The following is an 18,378-nucleotide window of genomic DNA, read 5'->3' as shown; positions in this document are numbered from 1 at the left end:
CTTTTTTCGTTGCAACCCAGTATGGGAAAGCAAGGATTATGGCATGACCACAGTGTCAATGGCGTGGATCACGCCGTTGGATGCATCCACATCGGTCAGGATGACGGTTGATATAGCGCCATCCGCGCCTCTCAGCGTCACCCTGTCACTGTCCAGCGAGACTCCGATATCACCGCCCTGCACGGTTGTCATGCTCGCCCTGCCGCCGCCATCCTCGATCATCTTGATGAGGTCAGCCGCTTTCATTCTGCCGGGAATGACATGGTAATTCAGGATACCGGTCAGCTTGTCTCTATTCTCCTCTTTCATGAGTTCGGTCAATGCTTCTGACCCGACCTTGTCAAAAGCCGCGTTGTTCGGAGCAAACATCGTAAACTCGTCCTCTCCGGACAGTGTTTCACCTAGCCCAGCTGCCGTCATGGCCTGGACCAGTGTGGAAAAATCGGGATTACCTTGTGCGACATCCACCAACGATGTTCCAGTGGCAGTATCGTCTACCGGCATCACATCCTCGGCAACAGCGTCACTTTCGGTGGTTGTAGTCTCTGACGTTCCACATGCGGCCAGCAAAGCCGCTACAGATCCGGCAACCACAAACTGTACAGTCTTATTCATTTTGATCCTTCTTTCGGAATTGGGGAGTTCCTGAAAGGGTAACAGTCATTTTGCAGAATCGTTCCCGAAAAACGGGAGTTTATTTACCAAGAAAGACAAAGTCCCGCGCGAAATGGGTCAGGTGCGCTCCGCCATCGACAAATATAATCTCACCCGTCACCGCTTTCGCTTCGGCCAAGTACAGCACAGCATCAGCGATGTCATCGGGTACGGGCAGGCGCTCCAGTGGCATCTTGCCTGCCAGCGCGGCCATTTGCGCACCGTCATATTCGTCCGTAGGCAATGTGAGCCCCGGCGCGACACCGTTAATCCGCGCTCTTGCGCCATATGACACAGCCAACGTTCGTATCGACTCTGCGAGCGCCTGTTTTGAAAGCGTATAGGACAGCTGGTCACCATTCGGGTTGCGTACCCGCTGATCGACGATATTGACGATACACGGCACACTATCGCTTTGTGACAGCGCTACCAGCTTTTGCGTCAACAGCACCGGCGCCTGCATATTCACTGCAAAATGCGCCGCCATATTTTCGGCTGTCAGGCTATCCGCATCGTCATAGGTAAAAAGCGATGCGTTATTGACGAGCAGATCAGGCGCGCGCCGAAAATACGCCGTCACATCGGAGATAAGGTCAGCGCAGGTATCGGGCACGGCCAGATCAGCAACAAAGCCGTGCCAGTTCGTGTCCTGTGCAGCGAGTGTTTCCGCCAGCGCATCTTCGGGCTCGGCATCGCTATGGCCGTGCAGCGCCAATGACCAGCCATCGCGCGCAAGACGTGCGGCGATAGCAGCTCCCACTCGCCGGCATCCGCCCGTAACCAGCGCCAACCGTGCGCTCATGGCCGTGACCGCCACATCGTGATTCCAATCGATTCACCATTTTCTGCAATGGCGAGTTTCACGATTTTGACCTCAACGGCCAGCACGCGCCTGTCCTGTGTGAACAGTGTTTCGATAACATGTTCAGCCACCGCCTCAATCAACGTGAAATGCACGTCTTTTGGCAGTGTCTCCATCACGGCATCTTTCAGGTCCATATAGTTTTTGGACGCAGAAAGTGGTGTTTCGGGAGAATAATGATCCGCCATTTCCAGATCGGCGCGAATGGTGATGCGTAATGGCTGGGCGAGCTTTGTCTCTTCCGAATAAATGCCGGTCAGAACATTAACATCAAGATCTGCGACTTCCAGAGTCAGGCTGTCAGGCTTTTTATCCATCATATCTGCATCCCTACCCTATTGCGACCAGCGTGCAAATATCGCAGTCGGCAGCAGCCGGCTCGAACTTTCTTCGCGCACGGCAAGCTCGCCCATTTCGATTTTACCCGGCAGCCCGGCAAATTGCTCGCTTAGCAACTCGCCCAGCGCGAGCGCCGACATGCGCACGGCATAGACAGTAAGGAACAGGAAACGCGACCTGTCATCGAGTATCTGCCGGCAATCGGCGATCAGGCCAGGGAGTTTCTCCTCCAGCCGCCACACTTCACCATCGGGTCCTCGCCCATATTTGGGCGGGTCGAGCAATATGCCATCATAGCGTCGTCCACGGCGGACTTCGCGCGCGGTAAATTTCGCGGCATCGTCGATTATCCAGCGCACCGGATAATCTTCCATTCCCGACAGCGCCGCATTCTGCCGCGCTGCAGCCACCGATTTCTTGGATGCATCGACATGCACCATTTTCACACCCTGCGCCGCCAATGCCAATGTACCAACGCCCGTATAACCGAAAAGATTCATCGCTTCGGGCGTGCCCACGCCTTCCAACCGACCGCGCATCCAGCGCCAAACGGGGTCCATATCAGGGAAAAAGCCCAGATGCCGGAACGGTGTGCATTGCGCCGTAAAATGCACCTCATCATTCCATGCAAGCGGCCAACCTTCGCTGGGAACCTGACCCTTAAAATGCCAGCGCCCGCCGCCATCTTCATCCGATGCCGGGACAAACTCTCCATCCGCCTGCCAGTCATCCGACTGCGGTGCCCAGAGTGCTTGCGCCTCAGGTCGGATAAAGCGATAGCGGCCGTATTGCTCCAGCTTTCGGCCATGCCCACTGTCGAGCAGCCTGTAATCATCACGCGGACTACTTTCCATAATAATCATGTCGCGGATTAGTTCAGCCATGGCGTGCTGTCGCCCTTTCACCAATATAAGCCGTCACTGCATCATAATCACAGGATAACTTGGCGTAATCTTCCTTGCGTTCGAACAGGTCGCCAACCCGGCTCGGCAACATGGGCCGATTACCCGTGGCACGTTCAACCGCATCGGGAAATTTTGCCGGATGTGCTGTCGCCAGCGTAACAATCGGCGTCGCAGCATCAATCCCGCTGACACGCGCTGCCTGCAGACCGATGGCGGTGTGCGGATCGATAATTTCACGGCTTTCCTCATATGCCCAGCGCATTGCCCCTGCCATGCCTTCATTGTCGACTCTGGCACTCACAAAAAGCCCACGCAACCCGGTCAGCATATCTTCATCCAGTGTCATGGCGCGGTCATTTTCAAAATTCTGCATCCGCGTCAGCGTCCTGCCCCCGTCGCGGCCCTCCAGATCAAACAGCAGACGTTCAAAATTGGAACTGACCTGGATGTCCATAGAAGGTGCGGGCGTGGCAGTCACATTGCCCGCCGAATAATCGCCGGTGGATAATGCGCGGTGCAAAATATCATTCACATTGGTCGCCACGATCAGTTTCTCAATCGGCAATCCCATCTGCGCCGCAACATAGCCGGCAAATACATCACCGAAGTTACCGGTCGGCACGGAAAACGCGACTTTCCGTTTTGGTGCGCCCAGTTGCAGCGCCGTCACGAAATAATAGACAATCTGCGCCATCAGCCGCGCCCAGTTGATCGAATTGACGGCAGAAACATTGAACTTGCCCGAAAAATTTGGATCACTGAACATGCGCTTCACCATCGTCTGTGCATCGTCAAAACTACCGTCTATCGCGATATTATAAACATTGGGCGACAGCACTGTCGTCATCTGGCGCCGTTGTACATCGGATATGCGGCCATCGGGGTGCAGCATGAAAATATCAACCTTTTCCCGGCCCGCGAGCGCGTCAATTGCCGCCGAACCGGTATCGCCCGACGTCGCCCCAACAACCGTCAGGTGCGTGTCGCGCCGACCCAGAAACTTTTCAAACATCAGGCCGAGCAGTTGCAACGCCACATCCTTGAACGCCAGCGTCGGCCCATGGAACAGCTCCATCAGCCAGTACTGCTGGTCAAGCTGTACAAGTGGCGTGACTGCGGCATGTGCGAAACGGCCATAAGCCTGTGTGCATAGTTCACGCAGTTCACCCTCATCCAGACTATTACCGACAAATGGCGTCATCACGCGCACCGCGACCTCAACATAGGACAGTCCCGCCATATCAGAAATTTCGGTTTCACTGAATTTTGGCCAAACGCGCGGTACAAACAGGCCGCCATCGCCAGCGAGCCCTGCCAATGTCACATTTTCAAAATCAAGCGGATCTGCCTGCCCACGGGTGCTGATATATTCCATTGTGTTTTCCTAGAGTGGGGTAAAGCGGCGCGCAAGACCTAGCTTATCCACTGTCTTCTTTTGCCCTTTTGACAAGCGCCAGCACGTAGATCAAAGCAGCAATGAAGGCGAAGAAAAACCACTGCCAGGCATAAGCCATATGGTTATTGGGTATATTTTCCAGCGAAGGTGACGCATTGGAACGGAAACCATCAGCAGGCGTGCCGGAAACCAGCCGCAGCATATGCTTGCTGTCGGGGCCGATAATGCCCTCTACCCTGCCGCCGTTCCAGTCCGGACTTTTGGGCGATTTGGACCAACCGATCACAACCTGCGCCGTCGCGTTTTCGTCGCCTGCAAGATTGCACGTCGCAATATGCGCATAGCCAGCGGTGTTGTTGCGGCTGCGTCCGCTGCTGCTACGCCACCCAGTAACCTGTCCGCAGTCAAGACTGGACCGCCTGAAAAGCGGTAGATTTTCAGGGTCCGGGCGCACGGGCCATTTCACCACTGATTTGCCTTCGGCGGCGGCATATTCGACGAGCAGATCATTTTTCCACTGTGCTCGCTGTAATTGCCAGATACCCAAATAGATCATTATCGCCACCGCTGCCATAACGACAAGAGTCGCGAATACCGGAATGCGTTTCATTCGGGTTCATCCTCGCCATTATCAGCAAGCTGCCCCTCATGTGCCTGATTCTTATGCTCCAGCACCAGCAATGCGCCTTTTGAAACGCGCAACGCGCCGAATACAGCCGCAGCTGTTAGCGGTGTCCATAGTAGGGCATGCACCCAAAATGGCGGATTGGCAGTTACTTCCAGCGTGAGCGCCAACGCGCATATCACCGCGCCGATAATCAGTGTCAGAAACGCTGCAGGTCCATCACCCACGTTGTAACCGTGATAGTCAAGGCCGCAGGCACGGCATGTATCAGCAAAGCCGGTAAAGCTGCGAAACAGTGTTTTCTGCCCGCATTCAGGGCAGAGACCAAAAAGGGCAGCCTGGAGAGTATCCGGCTGCCCCCTTGGTGATGGTGGTATATCGTCCGGCAAGTTAATGTACCGGCGCGCCCCAGCCGCCCCATACATAGATGGCAGCGAAGAGGAACAGCCACACGACATCAACGAAATGCCAATACCATGCCGCCGCTTCAAAACCGAAATGCTGTTTCGGGGTGAAGTGCCCCTTATAGGCGCGGACTAGGCAGACAATCAGGAAGATCGTGCCGACCAGAACGTGGAAGCCGTGAAAGCCGGTCGCCATGTAGAATGCCGAGCTGTAATTGATGCCGGCAAACGGGAATGGCGCAACGCTGTATTCATAAGCCTGTACGGCGGAGAAGATGATACCGAGGATGATGGTCAGCCACAGTCCCTTTATCAGGCCATCGCGATTGCCATTGATGAGCGAGTGATGCGCCCATGTCACCGTCGTGCCCGAACACAGCAGGATCAGAGTATTAAGAAGCGGAAGTTCAAATGCGTTGAGCACTTCCAAGCCCTTGGGCGGCCATTGCAGGAGCGACGACGCGCCTTCCTGCCCAGTCATGTTCGTAGCGATTAGTTCCTTGCCTTCGCCCGCCAGTTCCAGCGGAACAGGGAAAAGCGAAAAGTCGAAATAGGCCCAGAACCAGCCTACAAAAAACATGACTTCAGAGGCAATAAACAGGATCATGCCATAGCGCAGGTGCAATTGTACGACAGGTGTATGATCGCCAGAATGCGCTTCGTTGATCACATCAGACCACCAGCTATAGAACGTGAACAGAACCCCTGCGAGACCGGCAAAGAAAATCCAGCCGCCAAATGCCATTTCATGCATCCAGCGGATACCGCCCATCGCCATGACCAGCACGGAAAACGAACCGATAAACGGCCAGATGCTTGGCGGCAAAATATGATAATCGTGATTTTTGGTTCCGGCCATGTTTTATTCCCCACAGTCCTTCAGATTATTGTCTGTCTTTAGCTTCCCTTTTTGTCCGGGTCCACCGGATAAAAGGTATAGCTGAGTGTAATTTCCTTGATATCCTGCGTATCGGGATCTTCCAATATCGCAGGATCCACATAATAGAGCACCGGCATGCGGGCCATCTGCCCCGGCTGCAATGTCTGCTCAGTAAAGCAAAAGCACTGAACCTTGTTGAAATACTTGCCTGCCGAGACCGGCGTTACATTGAATGTCGCCGTACCAGTAATTGGTTTATCGCTGCGGTTTTTGGCAATAAAGATCGCCATATCGCGCGCGCCTATGCTGACTTTATCAGTCACCGTTTCGGGCTCAAAATCCCAGGGCAGCGCGCTGGATACATTGGAATCGAAACGTACTGACATGGTAGAGGATGCCACCTGCACTGTTTCTGCCTGTGCGGCATTCGCCACTTGTGTGGTGCCCCCATAACCGGTCACGCGGCAGAAAATCTCATAAAGCGGCACGGCCGCATAGCCGAGCGCCAACATCGCCAGGCCAATTGCAGCAGCGATTAGGCCTACGCGGGTATTGCGTGACTGTATCTGAGATGTGCCGGTCGCCTCAGTCATTATGTCATCCCGATTTTCACAACAGTGATAAGGTAAAACAGGATAACCAGCGCAACAAGGCCCAGGCCCATGACTTTCGCACGCGAACTCTGCCGTGCACGCAACTTTTTAAGCGTTTCAGGGTCATTATAATCGGGCTGCTGCGGTTCGTCGGTCATGCCAATACTCCTGCGGCCACTAGCCGATCCGCGACTAGTACGGTGAAAATTACGAACAGGTATAAAATCGAGAAAGCGAAAAGCTGTTTTTCCGGTTTCATCTGAGCCGGGTCACTTTCCTGCCGTAAACCGACTTTCGCAGCAAGCATCAGGAAAACCAGCGACAGGGCGATGGCGGGCAATCCGTAAACCCAACCTGTAAGGCCCAGAAAGAACGGAGCAGCTGCTACAGCTAGCAAAACCAGCGAATACCAGAATATCTGGCGGCGCGTCGCCCTTTCACCCGCAACAACCGGCATCATCGGAATACCGACCTTCGCATAATCGGATTTCATAAACAGCGCGAGTGCCCAGAAATGTGGCGGCGTCCAGATAAAGATCAATGCAAACAGCAATATCGGCAACAATGTCACCTCATTCATGACCGCCGCCCAGCCGATAACGGGTGGGAAAGCACCCGCAGCACCGCCAATCACAATATTCTGCGGCGTATTGGGCTTGAGCCACATGGTATAGACCACCGCATAAAAGAAGATCGAGAATGCAAGGATCGCGGCGCTTAGCCAGTTGACCGCCACACCCATGATGAACACCGAAAGCGCCGATAGGCCAATGCCGAAATGCAAAGCTGACTGTCGCTGCATACGGCCCGCTGGCAATGGCCGCTGCGACGTACGCTTCATACCCGCGTCAATATCCGCTTCATACCACTGGTTCAGTGCGGCAGAACCACCCGCACCAAGGGCAATGCACAATATCGCTGTAAATCCGATCACCGGATGGATATCACCCGGCGCAGCCAAAAGGCCGCACAGGGCGGTAAAAATCACCAGAGACATGACACGCGGCTTGGTCAGCGCATAAAAATCGCGCCAGTCCGCCGCGACATAATCGGGCGATGCCAATTGACCTGTATGTTGCGCGGCCTGCGTGATGGTTTTTACGTCCATAATCTAACTGACAGGTTTATCCTGTCCCTTTGGGAAAACACTGCACCGAAAAAGCCGGTACAGTGTCCATTTCCCTGATATCCTGCCCTAAATTATTTAATTTGCGGCAGGGTTTCGAACTGGTGGAAAGGTGGCGGGCTGGACAATGTCCATTCCAGCGTAGTTGCACCCTCACCCCAGTAATTGCCTTCTGCGCGGCGACCCGCAAACAGCGAGTAGCCAATGTTGGCAAAGAATACCAACATGCCGATGCCCATGATGGCATAGCCATAGGATGCAATTTCGTTCCAGTAAGCAAACTGCTCCGGATAATCCGCGTAACGGCGCGGCATGCCCTGCACACCCAGGAAATGCATGGGGAAGAACAGAACGTTCACGCCGATAAAGAATATCCAAAAATGCACATGGCCGAGCAGTTCATTATACATCCGCCCGCTCATTTTCGGGAACCAGTAATAGAAGCCCGCAAACATTGAGAAGACCGCGCCCAATGACAGCACATAGTGGAAGTGCGCAACCACATAATATGTATCGTGCATCGCATCATCAATGCCGCCATTGGCAAGCACAACGCCCGTTACGCCGCCAACTGTAAACATGAAGATAAAGCCGATGGCCCACATCATAGGTGTCTTAAAGCTCAATGAGCCGCCCCACATGGTGGCAATCCAGCTAAAAATCTTGATGCCCGTCGGGACCGCAATGACCATAGTGGCCGCCGTGAAATACATTTTCAGGTTAACCGAAAGGCCCACAGTGAACATATGGTGCGCCCAAACGATAAAACCGACAACGCCAATCGCAACCATGGCATAAGCCATGCCCAGATAGCCGAAGACCGGCTTTTTACTGAATGTCGCGATAATATGACTGACCATACCGAAGCCGGGCAGAATCATGATGTACACTTCAGGGTGACCGAAGAACCAGAACAGGTGTTGATACAACACAGGGTCACCGCCGCCAGCAGCATCAAAGAAAGCTGTCTGGAAATTACGGTCAGTCAGCAACATCGTGATAGCCGCCGCCAGTACCGGCAGCGCCAGAAGCAGCAGGAATGCCGTCACCAGCACCGACCATACGAACAATGGCATTTTATTGATGGTCATGCCAGGTGCGCGCATGTTGAAAATCGTAGTGATAAAGTTGATCGCGCCAAGAATAGACGAAGCACCCGCCAAGTGAAGCGAGAGAATCGCCATATCCACCGCAGGCCCTTGCGAGCCGGTGGTCGATAACGGTGCATATACGGTCCAACCTGTGCCTGCACCCAACCCTGTGCCGCCGGGCACAAATGTCGAACCCAATAACAGAATGAAAGCAGGGATAAGCAACCAGAAGCTGATATTGTTCATACGCGGGAAGGCCATATCCGGCGCGCCAATCATAATCGGCACGAACCAGTTACCAAAGCCGCCAATCATCGCCGGCATCACCATGAAGAAAACCATGATAAGGCCGTGCGCTGTAATCAGCACGTTCCACAGGTGAAGTCCTTGATCCTCAGTCGCTGCGCTGCCCTGCATCATCGATGCCCAGCCTTGAAGATACTGGATGCCGGGCTCTGCCAGCTCCATCCGCATCAGGCCGGAAATGGCACCACCGATGATACCCGCCACAACAGCAAATATCAGGTAAAGTGTACCGATATCCTTATGGTTGGTTGACATGAACCAGCGCTGGAAAAACGGTGGCACGTGATCGTGATGCTCTTCCGCATCTGCATGAACTTCATCCGGAGTCGCTGCAATTGTTGTCATGATCTAACGCCCTTAATTCGCCGGAGCCGCAGCAGCTTCGCTGCCCGCTTCCGCATTTTCTGTATTTTCTTCGCCTGATGCATTTGCTGTTTCAGCATCAGCAGTCTCATCTTCAATAGCTTCAGATGCTTCTGCTTCATCTTCGCCCTCGCCTTTGATGTTGCCACCCTGCGCCTGAACCCATGCATTATACTCATCCATCGGCAGCGCCTCGACCGCTATTGGCATAAAGCCGTGCCGTGCGCCGCAGAGTTCTGAACACTGACCATAGTAGACACCAGGCTCATCAATCTGCATCACTTTTTCGTTCAGCCTTCCGGGGATCGCATCCATTTTGTACCAAAGTGATGGCACTGCAAAGCTGTGGATCACATCGGCTGCGGTCACGATAACCTTGATCGGCACACCCGCAGGCACAACCATACGATTATCGACAGCAAGCTGCGGCGTTTCCCCCCGCGCCCTGGCCTCTTCTGCAGGCAGCATGTTGGAGATAACCTCAAACCCGCCATTGTCGGGATAGGTATAGCCCCAATACCACTGATATCCGGTCACTTTGATAGTGAGCGCATCTTCCGGTGCAGGCTCGAACTGTTTTGCGAGCAGGCTGATCGACGGGATAGCGATACCTATCAGGATCAGCACCGGAACCAGCGTCCAGACCACTTCGATAAAAGTGTTATGCGTCGTCTTGGACGCTTCCGGATTCGCTTTCGCGCGGTAACGCGCCATGACCCAGAGCAGGAGCCCCAGCACAAATAACGAAATCACTACAATAATCGGCATCAATATATAATTGTGCATCGCATATGCCTGCTGCCCAATTTTCGAATACTGATCTTGGAAATCAATGCCGCCATCAACAGGCATGCCTTTGCCTTCGGTCGGTTTCATTGGAACGTAGCTGCCGACAGCCCCAGATTCTGAAGTTTCGGTGGCAGCTTCAGTTGCTGCCGCAGCATTATCAGCGGTTGTGGCCTGCGCTTCTGCCTGAACGTCTGTTGTTGCAGCCTCCTGTGCTATTGCAGCATGCGGCGTCATCGCCAGCAAAGCCGCAACAGACAGTGATTTCACCATATTCATGAAAGTCATGTGTGTTCTACTTTCCCCAGCCCGCCCAGAGGTTCCCCATGCGGACACTATGCTTGAATCCATAAATTAATGGGCGGCTTATACGCGGGGTTGCCGCAGGTCTCAAGCTTATCTAGTGATATTTTTCACCACCGGAGTTGTGATACATGCAATTTCCGCAGTTGACGCTACGTAAAGGACAGTTTTGATGCAGGATGAAGATGTATTGGCCGAGTTTAGAAATTGCCACGCGCTACTTGAGGGGCATTTCATTTTGTCATCAGGGCTACATAGCGCCAAATATCTTCAGTGCGCACGGGTATTGATGGATCCCGCACGTGCCGCAAGGCTGGCCAATGCGCTTGTCGAAAAAATACCGACCGAAATTCGTGACCAGATTGACATTGTTGTTTCCCCCGCCATGGGCGGTGTGATTATCGGCCATGAAATGGGCCGTGCGCTGGGCACCGAAGCTGTTTTTCTGGAGCGGCCCGAGGGCACTTTCGAGCTGCGCCGCGGCTTTGCCCTCAAACGGGGGCAAAAAGTGCTGATGATGGAAGATGTCGTTACAACCGGGCTTTCATCGCGCGAAGCCATCACGGCAATTGGTGAGGCAGGCGGAGAAGTCATTGCCGCCGGCGCGCTGGTGGATCGCTCTTCGGGAACAGCCGCTTTTGACATACCATTCTTTCCACTCATCACACTAAATGTACCCAGTTACCAAGAAGGCGAGTTGCCTGCAGAACTTGCCGCCATTTCCGCCGAAAAACCCGGCAGCCGGAAAGTCGTATGACGGGCCATCTTCGCCTGGGCGTTAATATTGACCACGTGGCCACCATCCGCAATGCACGTGGCGGTGAGCATCCCGACCCCGTCAAGGCGGCGTTGATTGCCGCTGACGCAGGTGCAGACGGTATCACCGCACATTTGCGCGAAGACAGGCGGCATATTCGCGACGAGGATATTGCCGCGCTGATGGAACAGTTGCACATCCCGCTCAATCTCGAAATGGCAGCGACAGATGAAATGCTCGGCATCGCGCTACGGCACAAGCCGCATGCAGCCTGTATTGTGCCGGAAAAGCGTGAAGAACGCACTACCGAAGGCGGGCTTGATGCAGCAGGACAGCATAACCGCCTGAGCGATTTTGTTGGACAGCTTAAAAACGCAAACATCCGCGTCAGCCTGTTCATTGAACCCGACGCGCGGCAGGTCGAAGCAGCGATTCACTTAGGCGCACCTGTGGTCGAGTTCCACACCGGCCATTATGCTCATGCCGAAGGCGAAGAGCGCACAACGGAACTGAAGCGCATTGCCGATGCGGCTGCACTGGCGGTCAAAAACGGTATTGAACCACATGCAGGCCATGGCCTGACATTCGATAATGTTGTGCCCGTTGCCGCGATACCGCAGCTGGCAGAACTCAATATCGGCCATTTCCTAATCGGCGAAGCGATATTCTGCGGTCTGGAAGGCAGTATCATGCGTATGCGTGAACTGATGGATGAAGCGCGATGATAATCGGCCTTGGATCTGATCTGTGCAATATTGAACGCATACAAAACTCGCTCGACCGTTTCGGTGAACGGTTTGAAAACCGCGTTTTCACAGACACCGAACGCGCGAAAGCTGCGCGGCGGCCTTATACCAAGGCGGGAACCTATGCGAAGCGCTTTGCCGCCAAGGAAGCATTTTCAAAGGCTGTTGGAACTGGCTTCAGAGCCGGTGTCTTCATGCGCGACATTGGCGTGATCAATGCCCCCTCTGGTGCGCCCACACTCAAATTGACAGGCGGCGCAAAAAAGCGGCTGGACTCCCTGGTGCCAGATGGCCATGAGGTGCATATTCACCTTACGCTCACCGACGATCATCCATGGGCACAGGCACTCGTCATTATCGAAGCAATCCCGGAAAAGATCACATAAATATGACAGATATCGCCGCCAAAGCCGGAAAGAAAAAAGAGCCTGTTAATTGGTGGGCCGAGCTGCGCGGGCTATTTTTCCTGCTGCTGGGCGTGGTCGCTTTCCATAGCCTGATCGCCAAGCCATTTTACATACCTTCCATGTCGATGATGCCGAACCTGCATGTTGGCGACCGGTTGATTGTCAGTAAATATCCATATGGTTATAACTGGTCATCGGCTTCTTTCCATGTACTGCCACCCTTTGCCGGGCGGCTATTTGGCAGCACCCCCGAATATGGCGATATCGTCATCATCACACCCAAGGATAGCAAGATTGACTATATCAAACGCGTCGTCGGCCTGCCCGGTGACACGATTGCAGTCCAAAATGGCCAGATCATCCTGAACGGAGAAACTGTACCTCAGGAAGTGCAGCCGGAAATGGAAGTCAATGTCGATCTGAATTCGCCATGTGACGACCTGAGCTTCCCGCGCCTGAAAACCCAAAATTCCAATGGCCGTGAAATCTGTGTTCTACCAATCCTTCGCGAAACACTGCCAAATGGCGCAAGTTATGACATTACCGATGTGGAAGAACAGCCACTCGACAATTTTGCTGAGATAGAAATTCCCGAAGGCCATGTTTTTGTCATGGGAGATAATCGCGACAATAGCGCGGACAGTCGCGAGGTAAGCGAACGCGGCGGGCTGGATGGCCCCATACCTCTGGAAAATATAGGCGGCCGCGCCGAGTTTACGACATTCTCATTGGATGGAACCGCAACCTTCAATCCTTTGACATGGTGGAACGCGTTGCGCGGTGAGCGGGCGTGGCAAAGCCTTCGCACGGAGAAAATTCCGACTGGATCATTGGAGATGGAAGCGGCTGAATAACCTCAACTGCTCTCAACCGGTCTCGCTTTTATGAAAAGCCGCGATTTAACTTAGTTGCCAGGACGCGGCGGTGCACCTTGCGGCGGTCCGCCTTGCTGCTGTTGCAATTGCTGCATTTGCTCCTGCATCGCCCGAATTTCAGCTTCAGATTTGAAATCGAGCAATTCGACATCAAATGTCAGGTCCGCATTCGCAGGAATGGGAGACCCCGGAGGTGAAGTTGCGCCATAGCCGAGCTCAGACGGAATTTTCAGGCGGTATTTACCGCCTTTTTGCATTTTTTTCAGGCCTTCGGAAAACCCCGGAACCACACCGCTGACCGGCATGGCCTGCTGTTCGGCGGCATCAAAAACCGTGTTATCTGACAAGCGGCCTTCATAGCTTACCAGCGTCACGTCACCATCTACTGGTGAAGGCCCTTCGCCTGCCTCCAATGTTGTAATTTGCAATCCGCTTGCCGTGGTTTCAACGGCGGGTAATGTACGCAGACTAGCCCATGCAAGTGCCGCAGCTGCAACCACCGCAATGAATATGCCCAGCCATAGTTTCAGCATGGAGCCTTTTTTGATGGGTTGGATTGGGACGCGGGTTACGGACATGGATATTCCCTTATCTGGTAAGCAGGTATCTTTATATATGGGTCATGCATAAAGCCACACCCACGCAAATGCCAGACACAAAAAACCCGGCAAGCGAATCCGCTGCCGGGCATTTTGGTTCTAATTTTTATCTGCCGTCGCGCTCTTCGCGCTTGCGGTCCATCTTGCGGGCGCGCCGTACAGCGGCGGCTTTTTCACGTGCGCGTTTTTCAGACGGCTTTTCGTAGTGACGACGCAGTTTCATCTCGCGGTAAACGCCTTCGCGCTGCAATTTTTTCTTCAGCGCACGAAGCGCCTGATCAACATTATTATCGCGAACCATGATTTGCATAACTACTTAAAACTCCAGTCAAAATACCGTCTATCCGCTGACTGCATATGGCTGCAAACGGACCGTATAACTACAATAAACAAGGGTTTGCCGCAGACATATCTACGGACAATCTGTGGCGCGATTAGCAGTGAGTCGCTGCATAATCAAGCTTTTTCCTCTGGAAAATGACGTTCTCCAGACACCGTCTGGGCAGATACCATGGTTCGGATTGCATGATTGCCATGTCCCGTTAGTTTATGCGATATGCATTGTAAATTAGAGCCTAGATCATGGAGAGTCGCACAATGGCCACTGCAATCAAAACCCATAATGAGATGACCACCGAAGAACGTGAAGCGCGCAAGCTGCTCGCATCATGCTACCGTGTGTTCGATATGATGGGGTGGACTGAAATGATCTATAACCACATCACGCTCAAAATTCCCGGTGAGGAAGATGCGTTTTTGATTAATCCGTATGGCCTGCACTTCTCCGAAGTCTGCGCTTCCAATCTCGTCAAAATAAACAGCGAGGGCGAAAAACTCGACGGTTCGATGTATCCGGTCAACAAAGCCGGCTTCACCCAGCACAGCGTGTTCCACAAACAGCTCCCCGACATGCATTGCATCATCCACACCCATACCACTGAAACCATGGCGGTATGCAGTACGGAGGAGGGTCTGCTGCCGACTAATTTCTATGCCTGCAACTTTATCGGCCAGGTCGCCTATCACGATTTTGAAGGCGTCACGGTGCGTAGCGAAGAAGGTGAGCGGCTTATCCGGAATATCGGCGACAAGCGCGTCCTGATGCTTAAAAACCATGGTCCTGTCGTCATGGGCCGGACCCTGCCGGAAGCTTTCATTACCTATTGGGCGCTGCAGCGAGCCTGCGAAATTCAGCTCGCCACTTTGTCCATGGGCAAACCCATCATCGTCCCGCAGGATGTGATTGACGTGCACCAGCGCGATATCAACCAGACCGAGCTGCCCGGCGGCCCGGGCGCGCCTGATTTTGCCGCCATGGTTCGCAAAATAGATAAAATCGATACCAGCTGGCGGGATTGAGAAATAGATTTCGCTTGATCACCTCACGACGATCAGTCGGTACCAACCCGCAAACGAGAGTGAGCTAAACTAAGAAAACACATGCCGAAACTCACTGTCAATGAACGCCCGGTCGAATACCGGATGGATGCGGGTACACCGCTGCTTTGGGCGCTGCGTGATGCTTCCAACCTGACAGGTACAAAATTCGGTTGCGGTAATGGTGACTGCGGCGCGTGCATTGTCGACATTGACGGTGAAGCAATCCGGTCATGCCTTGTCACATTGGCGGAGGTCGAAGGCCGGTTCGTAACAACAATTGAAGCGTTGTCGCGTGACCGCAGCCACCCGGTGCAACAGGCTTTCGTCGCCGAACAAGCGGTACAGTGCGGGTACTGCACTTCCGGCCTGATCATGGCATCAGCGGTACTGCTGCGCAAAAATAGCAACCCCAGCGATGCCGATATTGATGCCGCGATAAAAAATATATGCCGCTGCGGCACTTATCCGCGTGTGCACGAAGCCATCAAGCGCGCAGGCCGTTCCATGCGCGGGCGTGACCGGATCTCTGCCGCCCCGCCGCCAGGGATCACCCCTGAGGATGCGGCCAAGGCTGTACCAGCATTGGTTGCACCTGAAGCCGTTACCGACGACGCGCCTGACTAAAGACACCGTCCCAGCTCACACAGGAACGGCGCATCAAGTCATATTTTCCAAACCTCAGAATTTGGCACGAACGGTAAAGCGTGCATTGATCGGCTCGCCTGTCGAGATGTTATTGTCGTTGTGCGCAGCCGGGAAGTAGCTTTCATCCAGCAGGTTTTCGACATTCACCTGTAGTTGCAGGTTTTCACTAACATCAAAATAGGCCGCCACATCGACGCGGGTATAGCTTGGCAGCTTTACATTGTTGCTCAGCGAAGCAAACTGCGAGGACTGATGCGTAACACCCAGGCCCAGGCCCAAGCGCTCCGTTACATCATAGCGATTCCACAGCGAGAACATATGCTCCGGCACCTGACTGAGCCGCGCATTGTCCGGCTGTCCGGCATTGTCGAAATTACCGCGCTGATTTGCATCTAGATAGCTGTATCCCGCACTCACATGCCAGTTTGGCAATAGCGTACCGGCAAGCTGCGCTTCAAAACCCTTTGTGCGCGTGCCGATAATAATGCTGTCTTCGGGATTGCTGGGATCAACCACAACATCACTGTCGCGGTCAAGCTGGAAGATGGCAGCGGTAAAGGCGAGATCCGGACGGATATCCCATTTCGCACCGACTTCGTAATTTTCGAATTTCTCAGGCGCCAGTGCCACAGAGCTTGGGCTGAGCGAAAGGAACTGGTCGCCCGAACGTGGCAGGAAAGACTGGCTGTAGCTTGCGTAAAGCGACACATTGTCCTGCGGCTTGTAGATCAGGCCGATACGCGGTGACCATTTGCTGTCCGTGCGGGAGAAATTGCCTTCTTTTCCATCACTGATCGCCTTTGCATCAACAACATCAATTTCAAAACGGTCATAACGCACACCGCCAACAATTTTGAAGTGGTCCCCAATATCAACCTGGTCCTGCAGATAAAATGACAGGAACTCGACATCGGACGCACGGTCGCGCGTAATGGCAGGGAAGCCGAATTCAGGAATATTGAGCGGATCCGTAAATCCGATCGTAATCTGATCATCCTGCGAATCGGTAAAAAACACGTCACGCCGCGCATTCGCGCTGTCCTGCTGGCCATATTCATAGCCAAGCAGCAATTTATGCGTCAGCGGACCGGTAGCCGCGTCCCAGATCAGGTTGCCTTGCATGACAAAATTTTCACGCTGCGTTGTGTCACGATAACCATCCAGCTTTACCGTATTGGCACTGGCGTCAAATCCAGCGGGATAGATATTCTGATACAGCTTGTCATAGTCTGCATATTGGACAGTGGAGTTAAAGCTGAGATTGTCTGAAAAATCATGTTCGAACTTGCCGCGCAGGATATGCGCCTGTAGCGTGGTGACGTTGGTGCCGGGCGCGCCAAAGAAAGTGTCGCGTGCGCCGGTCAGCGGAACGCCGCCATTTGCCGGAACGCCGCGATCCACCACTCGGTCATCATCGACATATTCATAGGACAGTTGCACGCGGGTGCTCTCGCCCAGATTTGCGGCAACGCTCGGATTAACTGCGAAGCGTTCACCGCCAAAGAAATCGCGGTGGTTGCTGATGTCCTCGTAAAAGCCGTTGAGACGGAAGCCCGCCGCATCGCCAATAGCCAGGTTCACGTCACCCGTGAGGGAATAGGACCCGAACGTATCGATACCAACTTCAGCACTGCCAAATGTAGCTTCAGATGATGGTGCTTTGGTCACACGGTTGATAACACCGCCGCCGCCGCCGCGTCCAAAGATCAGGGCATTCGAACCTTTGAGAATCTCGATACGTTCAAGGTTATAGAGCGGACGGAAATATTGCACGTCATCGCGCAGGCCATCGATATAGAAATCAGCCGTCGTATTCTGACCGCGAATGGTAAACTGGTCACGGTGTCCTTCACCCTGACCGATCGATGCACCCGGCGTGTAACGCAGTACATCGCCAATGTCGCGCAGCACCTGATCATCAAGCTGCTCGCGCGAAACAACAGAAATGCTTTGCGGCACGTCGACCAGCGGCGTGTTTGTCTTGGTTCCGCTAGTCGATTCGACAGTCACATAATCTTCATTGCGCCCGGTCACGATAATCGGTTCGTGCGGCTCATATGCTGCAGCATAGGCAGCGTTTGCCGATGCGGCATCAGCCGCCATGGCAGGCGAACAGGCGATAACAGCGGAAACGCTTGAGAAAAGGACGGTTGCAGTTAATTTGAGACGGGGTGACATTGATGCTCCAGATCTATTTTCAAGATACCCAGTGGGCCTTTATGCTACGAATAATAATGAGCTGTTGAGAACGATTCTCACTTTCTATAGCCCGCACTAATGATAATCATTCTTATAAGCAACACCCTAACTGCGAATTATTTGCAAAAACTTTTTTA

At 53.6% G+C, this 18,378-nt stretch carries 22 protein-coding genes; 6 read left to right on the top strand and 16 right to left on the bottom strand.

From position 1 onward, the window contains the following. Positions 1–36: 36 nt before the first annotated feature. From G6Q15_RS09410 to coxB, 13 genes are all read right to left on the bottom strand, one after another. Entirely contained in the window at positions 37–615 is a 579-nt protein-coding gene (locus G6Q15_RS09410) for a fasciclin domain-containing protein (RefSeq protein WP_164118106.1), read from the bottom strand. 79 nt (positions 616–694) lie between these two features. Next, entirely contained in the window at positions 695–1,456 is a 762-nt protein-coding gene (locus G6Q15_RS09405) for an SDR family oxidoreductase (RefSeq protein ID WP_164118104.1), read from the bottom strand. Beyond that, a complete protein-coding gene (locus tag G6Q15_RS09400) occupies positions 1,453–1,836 on the bottom strand; it encodes a dihydroneopterin aldolase (protein WP_164118102.1) in 384 nt (127 codons plus the stop codon). Before G6Q15_RS09400 ends, G6Q15_RS09405 begins: the two co-directional genes overlap by 4 nt. 15 nt (positions 1,837–1,851) lie before the next feature. Continuing rightward, on the bottom strand, positions 1,852–2,739 hold the full coding sequence (locus tag G6Q15_RS09395) for a class I SAM-dependent methyltransferase (protein ID WP_164118100.1): 888 nt from the start codon (positions 2,737–2,739) through the stop codon (positions 1,852–1,854). Next, on the bottom strand, positions 2,732–4,135 hold the full coding sequence (thrC, locus tag G6Q15_RS09390; RefSeq protein ID WP_164118098.1) for a threonine synthase: 1,404 nt from the start codon (positions 4,133–4,135) through the stop codon (positions 2,732–2,734). The genes G6Q15_RS09395 and thrC overlap by 8 nt, the downstream gene beginning before the upstream one ends. A gap of 43 nt (positions 4,136–4,178) precedes the next feature. After that, entirely contained in the window at positions 4,179–4,766 is a 588-nt protein-coding gene (locus tag G6Q15_RS09385; RefSeq protein ID WP_164118095.1) for an SURF1 family cytochrome oxidase biogenesis protein, read from the bottom strand. Continuing rightward, positions 4,763–5,176: a DUF983 domain-containing protein gene (locus G6Q15_RS09380; RefSeq protein WP_240330835.1), complete on the bottom strand. Its 414-nt coding sequence runs from the start codon at positions 5,174–5,176 to the stop codon at positions 4,763–4,765. The genes G6Q15_RS09385 and G6Q15_RS09380 overlap by 4 nt, the downstream gene beginning before the upstream one ends. Further along, positions 5,172–6,044, bottom strand: a complete 873-nt coding sequence (locus G6Q15_RS09375; RefSeq protein ID WP_164118091.1) for a cytochrome c oxidase subunit 3 — start codon at positions 6,042–6,044, stop codon at positions 5,172–5,174. The genes G6Q15_RS09380 and G6Q15_RS09375 overlap by 5 nt, the downstream gene beginning before the upstream one ends. Before the next feature lie 38 nt (positions 6,045–6,082). Next, the gene (locus G6Q15_RS09370; RefSeq protein WP_164118088.1) at positions 6,083–6,658 is read right to left on the bottom strand and encodes a cytochrome c oxidase assembly protein; all 576 of its coding nucleotides are present in this window, start codon (positions 6,656–6,658) and stop codon (positions 6,083–6,085) included. Then, positions 6,658–6,816 (bottom strand): hypothetical protein, encoded by a 159-nt coding sequence (locus G6Q15_RS09365; RefSeq protein WP_164118086.1) that lies wholly within the window; start codon positions 6,814–6,816, stop codon positions 6,658–6,660. Before G6Q15_RS09365 ends, G6Q15_RS09370 begins: the two co-directional genes overlap by 1 nt. After that, positions 6,813–7,766 carry a heme o synthase gene (locus G6Q15_RS09360; RefSeq protein ID WP_164118084.1) on the bottom strand — a complete coding sequence of 318 codons (954 nt, stop codon included), beginning with the start codon at positions 7,764–7,766 and terminating at the stop codon, positions 6,813–6,815. Before G6Q15_RS09360 ends, G6Q15_RS09365 begins: the two co-directional genes overlap by 4 nt. A 92-nt stretch (positions 7,767–7,858) precedes the next feature. Beyond that, on the bottom strand, positions 7,859–9,526 hold the full coding sequence (gene ctaD / locus G6Q15_RS09355; protein WP_164118082.1) for a cytochrome c oxidase subunit I: 1,668 nt from the start codon (positions 9,524–9,526) through the stop codon (positions 7,859–7,861). A 12-nt stretch (positions 9,527–9,538) separates the two neighbouring features. Continuing rightward, positions 9,539–10,609 (bottom strand): cytochrome c oxidase subunit II, encoded by a 1,071-nt coding sequence (coxB, locus tag G6Q15_RS09350; RefSeq protein WP_164118186.1) that lies wholly within the window; start codon positions 10,607–10,609, stop codon positions 9,539–9,541. 196 nt (positions 10,610–10,805) lie between these two features. On the opposite strand from coxB, the gene pyrE reads away from it, so the two are divergent. From pyrE to lepB, 4 genes are read left to right on the top strand one after another with little or no spacing between them, the layout of a single operon-like run. After that, complete coding sequence (gene pyrE / locus G6Q15_RS09345; RefSeq protein ID WP_164118080.1) at positions 10,806–11,390, top strand: orotate phosphoribosyltransferase; 585 nt, start codon at positions 10,806–10,808, stop codon at positions 11,388–11,390. Beyond that, positions 11,387–12,115 carry a pyridoxine 5'-phosphate synthase gene (locus G6Q15_RS09340; protein WP_164118078.1) on the top strand — a complete coding sequence of 243 codons (729 nt, stop codon included), beginning with the start codon at positions 11,387–11,389 and terminating at the stop codon, positions 12,113–12,115. Before pyrE ends, G6Q15_RS09340 begins: the two co-directional genes overlap by 4 nt. After that, on the top strand, positions 12,112–12,522 hold the full coding sequence (gene acpS, locus G6Q15_RS09335; protein WP_164118076.1) for a holo-ACP synthase: 411 nt from the start codon (positions 12,112–12,114) through the stop codon (positions 12,520–12,522). The genes G6Q15_RS09340 and acpS overlap by 4 nt, the downstream gene beginning before the upstream one ends. A gap of 2 nt (positions 12,523–12,524) precedes the next feature. After that, on the top strand, positions 12,525–13,397 hold the full coding sequence (gene lepB, locus G6Q15_RS09330; protein ID WP_164118074.1) for a signal peptidase I: 873 nt from the start codon (positions 12,525–12,527) through the stop codon (positions 13,395–13,397). 50 nt (positions 13,398–13,447) lie between these two features. Here the strand turns inward: lepB and G6Q15_RS09325 are convergent, their stop codons facing one another. Next, positions 13,448–13,996: an FKBP-type peptidyl-prolyl cis-trans isomerase gene (locus tag G6Q15_RS09325; protein WP_164118072.1), complete on the bottom strand. Its 549-nt coding sequence runs from the start codon at positions 13,994–13,996 to the stop codon at positions 13,448–13,450. Positions 13,997–14,123: 127 nt separating this feature from the next. Beyond that, the gene (gene rpsU, locus G6Q15_RS09320; protein ID WP_164118069.1) at positions 14,124–14,327 is read right to left on the bottom strand and encodes a 30S ribosomal protein S21; all 204 of its coding nucleotides are present in this window, start codon (positions 14,325–14,327) and stop codon (positions 14,124–14,126) included. Between the two features lie 287 nt (positions 14,328–14,614). Here rpsU and G6Q15_RS09315 point away from each other — a divergent pair, with 287 nt between their 5' ends. Then, positions 14,615–15,376: a class II aldolase/adducin family protein gene (locus G6Q15_RS09315; protein WP_164118067.1), complete on the top strand. Its 762-nt coding sequence runs from the start codon at positions 14,615–14,617 to the stop codon at positions 15,374–15,376. Positions 15,377–15,457: 81 nt separating this feature from the next. Then, the gene (locus tag G6Q15_RS09310; protein WP_164118065.1) at positions 15,458–16,021 is read left to right on the top strand and encodes a (2Fe-2S)-binding protein; all 564 of its coding nucleotides are present in this window, start codon (positions 15,458–15,460) and stop codon (positions 16,019–16,021) included. A 54-nt stretch (positions 16,022–16,075) separates the two neighbouring features. Here the strand turns inward: G6Q15_RS09310 and G6Q15_RS09305 are convergent, their stop codons facing one another. After that, positions 16,076–18,220, bottom strand: a complete 2,145-nt coding sequence (locus tag G6Q15_RS09305; RefSeq protein WP_164118063.1) for a TonB-dependent siderophore receptor — start codon at positions 18,218–18,220, stop codon at positions 16,076–16,078. Positions 18,221–18,378: the final 158 nt, after the last annotated feature.

The organism is Sphingorhabdus sp. Alg239-R122, from assembly GCF_900537065.1.
Classification (GTDB): domain Bacteria; phylum Pseudomonadota; class Alphaproteobacteria; order Sphingomonadales; family Sphingomonadaceae; genus Alg239-R122.
The sequence above is the reverse complement of the archived record's forward strand: the minus strand, read 5'-3'. Positions and strand labels throughout refer to the sequence as shown.

What these genes read in the sequence shown, in the direction of transcription:
- G6Q15_RS09410 (WP_164118106.1), bottom strand. Translation starts at nt 615, where the DNA reads ATGAATAAGACTGTACAGTTTGTGGTTGCCGGATCTGTAGCGGCTTTG.
- G6Q15_RS09405 (WP_164118104.1), bottom strand. Translation starts at nt 1,456, where the DNA reads ATGAGCGCACGGTTGGCGCTGGTTACGGGCGGATGCCGGCGAGTGGGA.
- G6Q15_RS09400 (WP_164118102.1), bottom strand. Translation starts at nt 1,836, where the DNA reads ATGATGGATAAAAAGCCTGACAGCCTGACTCTGGAAGTCGCAGATCTT.
- G6Q15_RS09395 (WP_164118100.1), bottom strand. Translation starts at nt 2,739, where the DNA reads ATGGCTGAACTAATCCGCGACATGATTATTATGGAAAGTAGTCCGCGT.
- thrC (WP_164118098.1), bottom strand. Translation starts at nt 4,135, where the DNA reads ATGGAATATATCAGCACCCGTGGGCAGGCAGATCCGCTTGATTTTGAA.
- G6Q15_RS09385 (WP_164118095.1), bottom strand. Translation starts at nt 4,766, where the DNA reads ATGAAACGCATTCCGGTATTCGCGACTCTTGTCGTTATGGCAGCGGTG.
- G6Q15_RS09375 (WP_164118091.1), bottom strand. Translation starts at nt 6,044, where the DNA reads ATGGCCGGAACCAAAAATCACGATTATCATATTTTGCCGCCAAGCATC.
- G6Q15_RS09370 (WP_164118088.1), bottom strand. Translation starts at nt 6,658, where the DNA reads ATGACTGAGGCGACCGGCACATCTCAGATACAGTCACGCAATACCCGC.
- G6Q15_RS09365 (WP_164118086.1), bottom strand. Translation starts at nt 6,816, where the DNA reads ATGACCGACGAACCGCAGCAGCCCGATTATAATGACCCTGAAACGCTT.
- G6Q15_RS09360 (WP_164118084.1), bottom strand. Translation starts at nt 7,766, where the DNA reads ATGGACGTAAAAACCATCACGCAGGCCGCGCAACATACAGGTCAATTG.
- ctaD (WP_164118082.1), bottom strand. Translation starts at nt 9,526, where the DNA reads ATGACAACAATTGCAGCGACTCCGGATGAAGTTCATGCAGATGCGGAA.
- coxB (WP_164118186.1), bottom strand. Translation starts at nt 10,609, where the DNA reads ATGAATATGGTGAAATCACTGTCTGTTGCGGCTTTGCTGGCGATGACG.
- pyrE (WP_164118080.1), top strand. Translation starts at nt 10,806, where the DNA reads ATGCAGGATGAAGATGTATTGGCCGAGTTTAGAAATTGCCACGCGCTA.
- G6Q15_RS09340 (WP_164118078.1), top strand. Translation starts at nt 11,387, where the DNA reads ATGACGGGCCATCTTCGCCTGGGCGTTAATATTGACCACGTGGCCACC.
- acpS (WP_164118076.1), top strand. Translation starts at nt 12,112, where the DNA reads ATGATAATCGGCCTTGGATCTGATCTGTGCAATATTGAACGCATACAA.
- lepB (WP_164118074.1), top strand. Translation starts at nt 12,525, where the DNA reads ATGACAGATATCGCCGCCAAAGCCGGAAAGAAAAAAGAGCCTGTTAAT.
- G6Q15_RS09325 (WP_164118072.1), bottom strand. Translation starts at nt 13,996, where the DNA reads ATGTCCGTAACCCGCGTCCCAATCCAACCCATCAAAAAAGGCTCCATG.
- rpsU (WP_164118069.1), bottom strand. Translation starts at nt 14,327, where the DNA reads ATGCAAATCATGGTTCGCGATAATAATGTTGATCAGGCGCTTCGTGCG.
- G6Q15_RS09315 (WP_164118067.1), top strand. Translation starts at nt 14,615, where the DNA reads ATGGCCACTGCAATCAAAACCCATAATGAGATGACCACCGAAGAACGT.
- G6Q15_RS09310 (WP_164118065.1), top strand. Translation starts at nt 15,458, where the DNA reads ATGCCGAAACTCACTGTCAATGAACGCCCGGTCGAATACCGGATGGAT.
- G6Q15_RS09305 (WP_164118063.1), bottom strand. Translation starts at nt 18,220, where the DNA reads ATGTCACCCCGTCTCAAATTAACTGCAACCGTCCTTTTCTCAAGCGTT.